This window comes from Nocardioides secundeburneus (assembly GCF_039939255.1).
In the GTDB taxonomy this organism is placed as follows: Bacteria; Actinomycetota; Actinomycetes; order Propionibacteriales; family Nocardioidaceae; genus Nocardioides.
On sequence record NZ_JBDUUE010000002.1, the window covers coordinates 466,706 to 479,164 of the forward strand.

Below are 12,459 nucleotides of genomic sequence, written 5' to 3' on the forward strand. Positions count from 1 at the left end.
GGCTCTGAGGACACCGAGATGTTGAACGAGGCCTGGACCCTGTCGCCGGCGGTGGCGCTGCGCCCCGAGCCCTTCGGCGCGCTCGCCTACCACTTCGGCAACCGCAAGCTGACGTTCCTCAAGCGACCCGAGCTGGTGACGGTGGTCCGGGCCCTCGGCGACTCGCCCGACGTCCGCACGGCGCTCGAGACCGCCGGCGTCCCCGAGGCCCACCACGCGGCGTACGTCGACGCGCTCGCCGGTCTCGCCCGCACCGACATGATCCGCAAGCGCGACACCGACAGCACCGAAGGAGCCGCGGCATGACCCTCGCGCCCGAGCGGCCCACCAGCACGGTGGTGGCCGAGCCACAGCGTCCCCAGGGCGGCACCCTCGTCGAGCAGTTCGAGCTCGGCCTCGACGCCCCGATCTGCCTGACGTGGGAGCTCACCTACGCCTGCAACCTCGAGTGCGCGCACTGCCTGTCGTCGTCCGGGCGCCGCGACCCGCGCGAGCTCTCGACCGACCAGGCCAAGGCCGTCATCGACGAGCTGCAGCGCATGCAGGTCTTCTACGTCAACATCGGTGGCGGCGAGCCGACCATCCGGCCCGACTTCTGGGAGCTGGTTCAGTACGCCGTCGACCACCAGGTCGGTGTGAAGTTCTCGACCAACGGCGTCCGGCTCGACGCCGAGCGCGCCGCCTTCCTCGCCGGCCCGGCCTGCAACGGCTACGTCGACGTGCAGATCTCCCTCGACGGCGCCACCGCCGAGGTCAACGACTACGTGCGCGGGCCCGGCTCGTTCGACACCGCCATCCGCGCGCTCGAGAACCTCCGGGCGGCGGGGTTCACCGACGCCAAGATCTCCGTCGTCTGCACGCGCCAGAACATCGGCCAGCTCGACGAGTTCCAGGCCCTCGCCGACACCTACGGCGCCACGCTGCGCCTGACCCGCCTGCGCCCGAGCGGCCGCGGCGCCGACGTCTGGGACGAGCTGCACCCGCTGCCCGAGCAGCAGCGCGAGCTCTACGACTGGCTGATGGCGAGGGCCGCCGCCGGTGTCGACGTGCTCACCGGCGACTCGTTCTTCCACCTCGCCGCCTACGGTGAGGCGCTGCCCGGCCTCAACCTCTGCGGTGCCGGTCGCGTCGTCTGCCTCATCGACCCGATCGGCGACGTCTACGCCTGCCCGTTCGCGATCCACGACGAGTTCCTGGCCGGCAACCTCCTCGACGAGGGCGGTTTCGCGAAGGTGTGGCGCGAGTCCGAGCTGTTCACCGAGCTCCGTTCGCCGCAGACCGGTGGCGCGTGCGCGTCGTGTGCGTTCTTCGACTCCTGCCGTGGCGGCTGCATGGCCGCGAAGTTCTTCACCGGCCTGCCCCTCGACGGCCCCGACCCCGAGTGCGTGCAGGGCTACGGCGAGCAGGCGCTCCAGTCGCTGGGGGCCGGGCGCACCGTCCCGGCGGCCAGCCAGGACCACTCCAAGGCCAACCCCACCCGCAACCAGCCGGTGATGCTCAAGCTCATGTCCCGTCCGCCGGCCTCGGCGTGCGACGAGAGCCCGCTCGCCGGCTTCGCACCCACCGCCACCTCCGCCGCCACGACCACCGGCTGCTCGTCGACAGGATGCTGCTCGTGAAGAAGCCCGCATGGGCCGACAAGCTCGAGAACCCGTGGAAGCAGAACCCCTGGTTCGAGTCCGTAGCAGTGGCGCAGGAGCGCGCCCGCAAGAAGCTGCCCCAGCCGGTCTACGGCGCGCTCGTCGCCGGCTCCGAGCGCGGCCAGACGGTCGCGGCCAACCAGCAGGGCTTCGCCGACCTCGGGTTCCTGCCGCACGTCGCCGGGCAGCAGGCCGAGCGGTCCATGGGCACCCGCGTCCTCGGTCACGACCTCGGCACCCCGGTGCTGATCAGCCCGACCGGCGTCCAGGCCGTGCACCCCGACGGCGAGGTCGCCGTCGCCCGCGCGGCCGCGGCCCGGGGCACGATCATGGGCCTGTCGAACTTCGCCTCGAAGCCGGTCGAGGACGTCGTCGCCACCGGCGTGACCACGTTCTTCCAGATGTACTGGACCGGTGACCGCGACACGATGATCCAGCGCATGCAGCGCGCCCACCGGGCAGGCGTGAAGGGCCTGATCGCCACGCTGGACTGGTCGTTCTCGATGGGCCGCGACTGGGGCAGCCCCGAGATCCCCGAAAGGGTCGACCTCAAGACGATGGTGCGCATGGCGCCCCAGGTCGCCACCAAGCCGCGCTGGCTCTACCAGTTCGGCCGCACCGGCCAGATCCCCGACCTCACCGCGCCCAACCTCGCGCCGCCCGGCGAGACGAAGGGGCCGACGTTCTTCGGCGCCTACTACGAGTGGATGACCACACCGCCGCCGTCGTGGGCCGACGTCGCGTGGATGGCCGCGACCTGGCAGGAGATCAGCGGCACGCCGTTCGTGCTCAAGGGCGTCTGCCGCGTCGACGACGCCCGCCGCGCCGTCGACGCCGGCGTCGCCGGCATCTCGGTCTCCAACCACGGCGGCAACAACCTCGACGGCACCCCCGCCACGATCCGCATGCTGAACCCCATCGCCCGGGCGGTCGGCGGCGACGTCGACGTCCTCCTCGACGGCGGCGTGCGTCGCGGCTCCGACGTCGTCAAGGCGCTCGCCCTCGGCGCCAAGGCCGTGCTGATCGGGCGGGCCTATCTCTGGGGACTGGCGGCCAACGGCCAGGCGGGCGTCGAGAACGTGCTCGACCTGATCGGCGGCGGCATCGACTCCGCGTTGCGTGGACTCGCTGTCTCGTCGATCCGCGACCTCACGCCGGAGCACCTCCTCGTCCCCGAGGGCTTCCACGTGTCGTCCGACCGGCTCCCGTCCCCGGTCGGGGCGTAGCGCGATGCCCGCGAGGCTGGAGCGGGCCACCTCGCCGGAGGTGGGTCGGCCGCCGCTGGTGCTGGTGCCGGTCGGGTCGATCGAGCAGCACGGGCCGCACCTGCCGCTCGACACCGACACCGCCATCGCCGTGGCGGTCGCGGGCGGTGCCGCCCGCGAGCTCGACGCATGGGTGGCGCCGCCACTGTCCTACGGCTCCAGCGGCGAGCACCAGTCCTTCGCCGGCACGTCGTCGATCGGCACCGGGGTGCTGGTGCACACCCTCGTCGAGCTGGTGCGCTCGATGCGCACGTGGGCCGGGGCCGTGCTGTTCGTCAACGGCCACGGTGGCAACGTGACCGCGCTGCGAGCCGCCGTCGAGCAGTTGCTCGACGAGGGCCACCGCGTCGGCTGGGTCGCCTGCGCCACGGAGTCCGACGTCGCCGGCGGCCTGCACGCGGGTCGTACCGAGACCTCCCTGATGCTGCACCTGCGGCCCCACGACGTCCGGCTCCACCGCGCCGAGGCCGGCAACACCCAGCCGTTGAGCGAGATCCTGCCCGCGATGAGGGTCGGCGGCATCGCCTCGGTCTCGGCCAACGGCGTGCTCGGCGACCCGGCCGGCGCGACGCCCGAGGAGGGCGCGGCCGTGCTGGCGACCATGATCACCGACGTCGTGATCGCGGGTGAGAAGGTCAGGGGATGAGCCATCCTCCGGTCCGCACCGCGGTCGTCACCGGGGCGGCTCGCGGCATCGGGGCGGCCGTCGTCGACCGTCTCGTGGCTGAGGGCTACGGCGTCGTCGCCCTCGACGTCTGCTCGGGCGGACCGCTCGCGACCCGGGCCGACCTCGACGCCGTCGTCGCGAGGCACGGCGACGCCGTCGTCCCGGTCGTCGCCGACGTCCGTGACCGCGCGGCCCTGGCCGGCGCCGTCGGCGTCGTCGTCGAGCGGTGGGGCCGCCTCGACGCGGCCGTCGGCGCCGCGGCCGTGATCCACGGCGGGGCGCCGCTGTGGGAGACCCCGGACGACGACCTGGCCGACCTCTGGGACGTCGACGCCCGGGGTGTGTGGAACCTCGCCGCCGTCGCCGTCCCGGCGATGCTCGCCGGGCCCGACCCGTCCGGGTGCCGCTTCGTGGCCGTCGCCTCCGCCGCCGGGCACCAGGGCCTGTTCCACCTCGCCGGCTACAACGCCGTCAAGCACGCCGTCGTTGGCATGGTCCGCGGCCTGGCCGCCGACCTGCGCGGCACCGGCGTCACGGCCTGCACCGTCTCGCCCGGCTCGACCGACACCGCGATGCTGCGGGCCACCGCCGCGCTCTACGACGTCGACGTGGCGACGCTGGTCGCCCACCAGGACCTCGCCCGGGTCATCACCCCGGCCGAGGTCGCGGCCACCGTCGCGCACGCCTGCTCGCCGGCCGGGGCGGTGCTCAACGGCGCCGACGTGCACGCCGACGGCGGGTTCGCCGGATGACCCGGGCGAGCTGATGCGGGTCCACCTCGACCGCTCGCTGATGCGGCTCGACGGGGGCCGGACCCTGGCCGGGGGAGCGCCCTTCACGATCCTGCGGCTCACCCGTCCGGTCGCGGTCGAGGACTCCGGATCGCCCGTGGGGCAGCGTCTCGTCGCCACCGGACTGGGCCACCCCGACCCGACCGACGCCACGCCGGTCGATCCCGCCGAGCTCACCGTGGTGGTCCCGACCCGCGATCGCGACGTCGACGTCGCCGCACTGGTCCCGTTGCGGGTCGTCGTGGTCGACGACGCCTCGGCCGTGCCCGTCGCCGGCGCCGTCCGACGCGAGACCAACGGCGGGCCGGCCGCCGCACGCAACACGGGTCTGTGGCGCGTGTCGACGCCGTACGTCGCCTTCGTCGACTCCGACCTCGCGGTCACCGCGGCCGACCTCCTCGCCCTGACCCGGCACTTCGCGGACCCGCAGGTCGTCGCCGTCGGCCCGCGCGTCCGCGGTCGTGCGCCCGGGGTCGCGCACCCCGCCTGGTGGCAGCGGTACGACGCGACCCACTCGCCGCTCGACCTCGGCCCCCGCCCCGCCGAGGTCCGTCCCGGTGGCCTGGTCGGCTACCTGCCGAGTGCCTGCCTGGTCGCCCGCACCGCCGCGCTCGGGGCCGGGTTCGACGAGGCCCTGCGCGTCGGGGAGGACGTCGACCTCGTGTGGCGACTGCGCGAGCGGGGTGGGCGCGTGCGCTACGACCCGTCGGTCGTCGTCCGCCACGACACCCGGCCGTCGTTCGGTGCCTGGCTCCGGCAGGTGCACGGATACGGCACCAGTGCGGCGCCGCTGGCCCTCCGTCACGGCGACGCCGTCGCGCCGGCGGCGCTCACGCCGGTGCTCGGGGCGGTCGCGATCGTGGTGCTCGCTCGCACGCGGTGGTCGGTGCCCGCCGCCGCGGTGGGCGCCGGCGTCACGGGGTGGCGGGTGCGGCGCGCGCTGCCGCCCGTCGCAGCGGCCCGGGTGGCGACGCGGGCGCTGGGGTGGGCCGTGCGGCAGGAGTCCTCCCTCGCCGTCCGTCACTGGTGGCCGGGCGTGGCCCTCGCCGCGGTCGTCTCGCGGCGGGCCCGGCGGGCACTCGTCACCGCCCTCGCCGTCGACACCGTCGTCGCGCTCGCCGACCAACGCGAGGCCGCCCCGGGCGTGCTCCTCGCCGGACGGCGGGCCGCCGATCTCGCCTACGGTGCCGGCGTCTGGCGCGGGGCCTGGGCCGCACGCAGCGCGAGGTGCCTGCTGCCCCGCGTCCCGGCAACGCGGCCGTCGGGCCGGCGGTGACGATGTGCGCGACCGGCGATCGGCTGGGGGGCCTGGCGGGCCGGTGCCAGGGTGTCCGTCGCGCAAGCCGAGCGCGACCGGGCTGACTGCAGGCCTAGTCGCCGGCGGTTGATCGGCGTTCAGGCCGGGCCTGTCCAAGTGCCCCAGGCAGGAGTCGAACCTGCGACCTTTCGCTTAGGAGGCGGTCGCGCATACCGCTCTGACCTCCGGGATCGTCGTGATCGTGATCGATTTGCACAACTTTCCCCCTTATGTCGACGCTTGATCTGAACACGGTCCTGACGCTACGCCGGACGCGAGTTGTGCGATCAGCCATCCAGAGGTCGCCCTCAGTCCCACAGGAGTGCGGCGAACAAGCCTGAAGTCTGCGTCCTCGTGCTTGTTGGTGCGGGGACAGGGCGGAGGCGTCCGGGACGTCTGGCACGTCCACCACCTCGGCTCGCTCGCGACCACGTTCGTCTCCCGCGTCGAGGTCGCCCCCTGGACGTCGACACGCACGCGCTGCACCGCGGCCGGAGCACCTCGCAGCTGCAGGTCGAGCTTCGGCAGGGGGCACGCCCGCGCGTGCACGTCCGCGCCGGGCTGGTCCGCTCCGGGCACGCCCGGCGCCACGCCGCTCGGTGGTGCCGGTGCCGCTGTCGGTATCGGTGTCGGCGTCGGCGCGCGGCTACGCGCGCCTGGCCTTCTACGACCTCGTCGAGGTCCGCCCGACCGGACCCCACAGCCTCTCCGGGACCGGCGCCCCCTGGGTGCGGCTGACGCAGGGGCCGCGCTCGCTGGGGCTCGGAAGCGACGCCGCGGTGCTCGCCGTGCTTCTCGACGTCCCGACGCCGGGGCTGTTCGCGCTGCCGACGCCGCCGGTCTTCGTGCCCACGAGCGACGTCACGATGCACCTGGCGCCGACGCCCGAGGGCCCGAGCACGTCGTGGTGCGACTGGACCTACCTGACCCATGGCACGGCGTGGGCCACAGACGACCAGTGCGTCGACGCTGCCCAGGCCTGGACGGCCGACGGCCGGCTGCTGGCCCAGGCCACGCAGACCCGCAGCGTGCGCTGGACCTGACGCGGGAATCGCACCTGTCGTCCCCGGACCCCAGAGGCCGGCCGCTCCGCGGCCGGCCTCCCGTGCGTCCGGACGATCCCGGTCACACGGAATTTACGTCGAGCCCTTGACCGGAAGGCCTCCTGCGTTTTGAATGTGGTCCACCAGTGAAACCACTGGTTCATAGAGTGAACCAACAGCGATCCGGGTCCGCTCAGTTCCACGACCACAGGGAGGCGCCGTGCGCGCATCACGAATCACGATCTCCGCGCTGGCGACGGCGGCGCTGCTGCTCAGCGCCTGCTCCGCGCCCGAGGAGTCCGGCCCGTCCACGCCCAGCGACACCGGCGACCTGCCCGAGGCGATCGTGCAGATCGCCGAGCAAGGTCAGCAGGAGATCAGCGAGTGGCCCGGGCCGGAGGACAGCCCGAAGACCGACGGCTCGTCGCTCTCGGTCGTCGTCATCCCGTGCTCGATGGCCGTCGAGGGCTGCAAGCGCCAGGCCGAGGGCTTCATCGAGGCCGCCGACGCCCTCGGCTGGGAGACCACGCTGATCGACCCCAAGGGCGACCCCGGCCAGGACAACGCCGCGATCGACCAGGCGATCACGCAGCAGGCCGACGCGATCTTCATGGTCTCGATCGACCCCGAGATCGTCTCCGGCGCCCTGCAGCGCGCCGACGAGGCCAGCATCGACGTCGTCGCCGCGGCGACCGACTCGCTCGAGGGCCTCGACCACGAGGTCTCGCTCCACGGCGACGAGGAGGGCCGCCGCCTCGCGGCCCAGGTGGCGGTCGAGACCGGCGGCGACGCCACGATCGCGATGTTCACCGCCAACGAGTTCAAGACCGTCGTCAAGCGGGTCGAGGGCAGCAAGGAGGTCTTCGACCAGTGCGACGGGTGCGAAATCGCCGTCGAGCGCGACATCTCGGTGACCGCCGGCGGTTCGCAGCTGGTCTCCCTCGTGCAGAGCACCCTGCAGTCCAACCCCGACGTCAACGTGCTCTGGGCCCCGTACGACGCCGCCGCGACCGACATGGTCCAGGCCGTGCGCCAGGCCGGGCGCAACGACGTCTTCGTCGCCTCGTTCAACGGCAACCTGCAGAACCTCGACCTGATCCGCGCCGGCGACGTGCAGCGCATCGTCATCGGCGAGGCCCTCGAGTGGGACGGCTGGGCCGGTGCCGACGCCATCCTGCGCCTGCACCTCGAGGCGCCCATGGTCGAGGACGACGGCGTCCCCTCGCGCATCCTGGTCAAGGACAACCTGCCGCCCGAGGGCACCGCGTGGGAGGGCGACTTCGACTTCCGCAGCAAGTACCTCGAGATGTGGGGAGCCGCGTGAGGCCTGAGCCCGCCTCCCGCCCGACGGCCGGTGGCGCACCCACCGCGGCACCGGCCGTCGAGATCCGCCACCTGACGAAGACCTTCGGGGGCCGACCCGCCCTCGACGACGTCTCCGTCGTCTTCGAGCAGGGCCGGATCACGGCCCTGCTCGGGCAGAACGGCTCGGGCAAGTCGACGCTGATCAAGATCCTCGCCGGCTTCTACGAGCCCGACGAGGGCGGCGAGGTGAGCATCGCCGGCGAGTCGCTGCCGCTGCCCGCCTCGCCCCGCGACGTGCACCGTCGCGGCGTCCGGTTCCTCCACCAGGACCTCGCGGTCGTGCCCGGCCTCTCGGTGAGCGACAACTTCGCGCTCGTCGAGGGATTCCCCGGCGCCCGCGGTGGCGCCCTGATCCACCAGCGCGACCACGACGCCCGCGTGGCCGCGACGCTCGAGCGGCTGGACGTCGACGTGTCGCCGTGCGCGCTCGTGGGTCAGCTCGCGCCGGCCGACCAGACCATGGTCGCAATCGCGCGCGCCTTCCACGAGCAGGAGCGCCCGATCGTCGTCCTCGACGAGCCGACCGCCTCGCTGCCCGAGTCGGAGGCCCAGAAGGTCTTCGCGGCGCTGCGCAAGGCGATCGCGGCCGGGGGAAGCGTCGTCTACGTCTCCCACCGGCTCGACGAGGTGCAGAAGCTCGCCGACGACCTCGTCGTGCTCCGCGACGGCAAGCTGGTCGCCGAGGTGCGCTCGCACACGCTCAGCACCGACGCGATCGTCGAGCTCATGCTCGGGCGCCCCGTCGAGCACCACACCTCCGGTCGCGGCGCCGCCACGACCGGCACGCCCGTGCTCTCCGCCACCGGGCTCACCGGCGCCCGGCTCCGCTCCGTCGACGTCGCCGTGCAGCCCGGGGAGATCCTCGGCATCACCGGTCTCGTCGGCTGCGGCCGCTCCGAGCTGGCCCGCATCCTGGCCGGGGCACAGCGCCCCGACGCCGGCGAGCTCGTGCTCGACGGCGAGGAGTACGCGCCCCGGACGCCGCGCGGGGCCCGCCGTGCTGGGGTCGGCTACGTGCCCCAGGACCGTCGCGCCGAGGGCGTGATCGCCGACATGAGCGTCATGGAGAACGCGAGCCTGACCGTGCTGTCGACGCTCACCCGGGCCGGCCTCGTGCGACGCACCGACGAGCGCACGCTCGTCGGCGAGCTGGCCGAGCGGCTCAACGTCCGCATGGCCGGCGTCGACCAGCCGCTCTCGGGGCTCAGCGGCGGCAACCAGCAGAAGGTGCTCTTCGCCCGCAACGCCGCCCTCGACCTCAAGGTCCTGGTGCTCGACGAGCCGAGCGCCGGCATCGACGTCGGCGCGCGGGCCGAGATCGCCGACCTGTGCCGCGAGATGGCCGCCTCCGGCATCGGCGTCGTCGTCGGCTCCACCGACTTCGACGAGATCGCCGACCTGTGCGACCGCGTCCTCATCCTCAACCGAGGCCAGGTCGTGCACGAGCTGCACGGTGACGAGATCACCGTCGACCGCATCACGACCGCGAGCTTCGCCTCCACCGCCTCCAGTCCCGAAGGATCCCGATGAACTCCGCAACCGCGTCCGCCACCGCGCGGCGCGACCGGCCGGCCAGGCGCAGCCTGGTCAACGACGTGCTGCCCAACTACGCCGTGGTGGTGTTCCTGCTCGCCCTGTGCGTGCTGTTCTCCGCCCTCGCGCCCGACCTGTTCCCGACCTGGGCCAACGTCAAGTCGATCGTCAACAACCAGTCGGTGCCCGCGCTGCTGGCGCTCGCGGTCGTGCTGCCGCTCGCCGCGGGTGAGTTCGACCTGTCCGTCGGCGCCGTGCTCGGCTTCGCCGCGATCGTCGCGGCCAAGGTGAGCATCGCCGGCGCCCCCGTGCTGGTGGCCGTGCTCGCGGCGGTGGGCGTCGGCGCGCTGATCGGCCTCGTCAACGCCGTGCTGATCGTCCGCGTCGGTGTCAGCGCGTTCATCGCGACCCTCGGCATGGCCACCGTGCTCAGCGGCGGCAACCTGTGGCTGACCGACGGGTCGGTGCTCTACCAGGGCATCGGCGAGGGCCTGACCACGCTGGCCCGCACCCGGCTGCTGGGTCTGCCGATGATCTTCTTCTACCTGCTGATCGTGGGTGTGCTGCTCTGGGTGCTGCTCGAGCGGACGCCGTTCGGGCGCTACCTGACCGCCACCGGTCTCGGCCGTAGCTCGGCGCGGCTGGCGGGCGTGCCCACCAACTACTACCTCGGCGCCGCGTTCGTGCTCTCCGGCGCGATCGCCGGGCTCGCCGGCGTCTTGCAGACCGGCACCGTCGGCTCGGCCAGCCCCAGCACCGGACCGGACTTCCTGCTGCCGGCCTACGCCGCGGCATTCCTCGGCGCCACCACGATCCGGCGCGGCCGGTTCAACGTCGGTGGCACTTTCGTCGGCGTGCTCGTGCTCGCCGTCGGGGTCTCGGGCCTCAACCTGCTCGGGGCACCGTTCTGGGTCGCGCCGGTCTTCAACGGCGCCGCCCTGCTGCTGGCCGTCTCGTTCGCCGCGATCGTCGCCGGCCGCGGCAAGCGCGGAGGCAGTCATGCCTGAGTCGCTGCGCAGGGTGCTCGCCGCGGCCCGCGGCGCCGACGCCGGCCCCGGCACCGGCCGCGCGCTTCTCGTCCCCGGGGTCGGGACGCCGCTCGAGGCCCACGCCGCCGCCGCGGCCGGGTTCGAGGCGGTCTACGTCAGCGGGTACGCCACCGCCGCCTGGCGCCACGGCGTCCCGGACATCGGCCTGATCGCCTTCGGTGAGATCAGCGACGCGCTGACCGCGGTCACCGACGTCGTCGACCTGCCCGTCGTCGTCGACGCCGACACCGGCTACGGCGACGTCGTCAACGTGGCCCGCACGGTGCGTCTGCTCGAGGCGCGCGGCGCTTCGGCGGTGCAGCTCGAGGACCAGACCTGGCCCAAGCGCTGTGGTCACCTGCGCGGCAAGAGCGTCGAGCCGCTCGACGTGATGGTGCGCAAGATCGCCGCCGCGGCGAGCAGCCGTGTCGACGACGAGACGATGATCATCGCCCGCACCGACGCCCGCGCCACCGACGGCCTCGAGGCCGCCATCGCCCGCGCCCGGGCCTACGTCGAGGCCGGCGCCGACGCGATCTTCGTTGACGCCCCCGAGAGCGAGGCCGAGCTGGCCGAGATCGCCGCGAGCGTCGCGGCGCCCCTCGTGGCCAACATGTCGGAGTCGGGCCTGACGCCGATGCTGCCCCGCGAGCGGTTCGACGAGCTCGGCTACGCGATCGTGCTGTACCCGACCTCCAGCCTGCGGGTCGCCTCGCGGGCCTTCGCCCGGTTCTTCGCCGACCTGCGCGAGCACGGCGACAGCAGCCGGTGGCTCGACGACATGTCGAGCCTGGGCGAGCTCAACGCCCTCGTCGGCCTGGCCGAGGCCGAGGCCCTCGAGGCCCGGGTGACCGAGGCGACCGCGACCGAGGTGGCCGATGACTGAGGTGGCCACCCACCCCGACGAGCGCGCGGTCGGCCTGCTCGACGGCGCCGTCGACCTGCACCGCCACGGCTTCCCCGAGATCAGCGAGGGCATCCGGACCTCCCTGAGCGACGTCGAGGACATCACGCTGTGCCGCGACGCCGGCATGAAGGCGGTCGTGCTCAAGTCGCACGTGTGGCCGACGCCCGGCCGCGCGCACCTGCTCGAGCAGCTGGTGCCGGGCATGCGGGTGGTGCCGAGCGTGACGCTCAACGAGTTCGCCGGGGGCATGCGGCCCGAGGTGATCGAGCTGGCCGCCCGGCAGGGTGCCGGCGTCGTCTACCTGCCGACGGCCAGCGCGCACAACGATCTGGCCCGGGGCGGCATCTCGCGCCGCATCGCCGGTGAGATCGACAGCTACCACCCCGACCCGGCCGGCGGCGTCCGCGTGCTGCAGGACGACGGCGCCCTCACCCCGGAGACGTGGGCGGTGCTCGAGGCCCTCGAGACCTGGCCGATGACGGTCTACTCCGGCCACCTCAGCGCCGAGGAGGCGCTCGCGATCGCCCGCACCGGACGGCTCGCGGACCGGATGGTGCTCTCGCACCCCGACAGCGACTCCATCGACGCCGGCGACGAGGCGCTCGTCGAGGCCGCGAGGCTCGGCGTCTACATCGAGATCTGCGCTCTCGGCACCTACCCCCAGATCGGCCGGGTCGACTACGGCGACCTCGCCCGGACGGTGCGGCTGGTCGGGGCCGAGCGGTGCGTGCTCACCTCCGACTACTTCTTCCCGTGGGCGCCGCCGTCGCACCGCATGCTGCTCGACCTCGCCCTGGGCCTCTTGGACGCCGGGATCACCCGCGCCGAGGTCCGCACGATGCTCTGCGACAACCCGGGCTCGCTCGTCTGAGCCGACCGGGCGACCCTGTTGCCAGCACGACCTACCACCAGCACGACCCTCC

12 protein-coding genes are annotated in these 12,459 nt (G+C 73.5%); all 12 read left to right on the top strand.

The features are described 5' to 3' along the window. Positions 1-18: 18 nt before the first annotated feature. Positions 19-306, top strand: coding sequence for a mycofactocin biosynthesis chaperone MftB (gene mftB, locus ABFT23_RS07300; RefSeq protein WP_347893743.1), 288 nt, complete (start codon positions 19-21; stop codon positions 304-306). Beyond that, positions 303-1,619, top strand: coding sequence for a mycofactocin radical SAM maturase (gene mftC / locus ABFT23_RS07305; RefSeq protein WP_347893744.1), 1,317 nt, complete (start codon positions 303-305; stop codon positions 1,617-1,619). Before mftB ends, mftC begins: the two co-directional genes overlap by 4 nt. Next, on the top strand, positions 1,616-2,866 hold the full coding sequence (mftD, locus tag ABFT23_RS07310) for a pre-mycofactocin synthase MftD (RefSeq protein WP_347893746.1): 1,251 nt from the start codon (positions 1,616-1,618) through the stop codon (positions 2,864-2,866). The genes mftC and mftD overlap by 4 nt, the downstream gene beginning before the upstream one ends. 4 nt (positions 2,867-2,870) lie before the next feature. After that, positions 2,871-3,551: a mycofactocin biosynthesis peptidyl-dipeptidase MftE gene (gene mftE, locus ABFT23_RS07315; RefSeq protein WP_347893747.1), complete on the top strand. Its 681-nt coding sequence runs from the start codon at positions 2,871-2,873 to the stop codon at positions 3,549-3,551. Then, the gene (locus ABFT23_RS07320; protein ID WP_347893749.1) at positions 3,548-4,324 is read left to right on the top strand and encodes a mycofactocin-coupled SDR family oxidoreductase; all 777 of its coding nucleotides are present in this window, start codon (positions 3,548-3,550) and stop codon (positions 4,322-4,324) included. The genes mftE and ABFT23_RS07320 overlap by 4 nt, the downstream gene beginning before the upstream one ends. A gap of 13 nt (positions 4,325-4,337) precedes the next feature. Continuing rightward, positions 4,338-5,639: a mycofactocin biosynthesis glycosyltransferase MftF gene (gene mftF / locus ABFT23_RS07325; protein ID WP_347893751.1), complete on the top strand. Its 1,302-nt coding sequence runs from the start codon at positions 4,338-4,340 to the stop codon at positions 5,637-5,639. Between the two features lie 629 nt (positions 5,640-6,268). Continuing rightward, the gene (locus ABFT23_RS07330; protein WP_347893753.1) at positions 6,269-6,703 is read left to right on the top strand and encodes a hypothetical protein; all 435 of its coding nucleotides are present in this window, start codon (positions 6,269-6,271) and stop codon (positions 6,701-6,703) included. 220 nt (positions 6,704-6,923) lie between these two features. Continuing rightward, a complete protein-coding gene (locus ABFT23_RS07335; RefSeq protein ID WP_347893754.1) occupies positions 6,924-8,027 on the top strand; it encodes a sugar ABC transporter substrate-binding protein in 1,104 nt (367 codons plus the stop codon). Beyond that, positions 8,024-9,598 (top strand): sugar ABC transporter ATP-binding protein, encoded by a 1,575-nt coding sequence (locus tag ABFT23_RS07340; RefSeq protein ID WP_347893756.1) that lies wholly within the window; start codon positions 8,024-8,026, stop codon positions 9,596-9,598. The genes ABFT23_RS07335 and ABFT23_RS07340 overlap by 4 nt, the downstream gene beginning before the upstream one ends. After that, entirely contained in the window at positions 9,595-10,608 is a 1,014-nt protein-coding gene (locus ABFT23_RS07345) for an ABC transporter permease (protein WP_347893758.1), read from the top strand. Before ABFT23_RS07340 ends, ABFT23_RS07345 begins: the two co-directional genes overlap by 4 nt. Then, on the top strand, positions 10,601-11,515 hold the full coding sequence (locus tag ABFT23_RS07350; protein WP_347893760.1) for an isocitrate lyase/PEP mutase family protein: 915 nt from the start codon (positions 10,601-10,603) through the stop codon (positions 11,513-11,515). Before ABFT23_RS07345 ends, ABFT23_RS07350 begins: the two co-directional genes overlap by 8 nt. After that, the gene (locus tag ABFT23_RS07355; RefSeq protein WP_347893761.1) at positions 11,508-12,407 is read left to right on the top strand and encodes a DUF6282 family protein; all 900 of its coding nucleotides are present in this window, start codon (positions 11,508-11,510) and stop codon (positions 12,405-12,407) included. The genes ABFT23_RS07350 and ABFT23_RS07355 overlap by 8 nt, the downstream gene beginning before the upstream one ends. Positions 12,408-12,459: the final 52 nt, after the last annotated feature.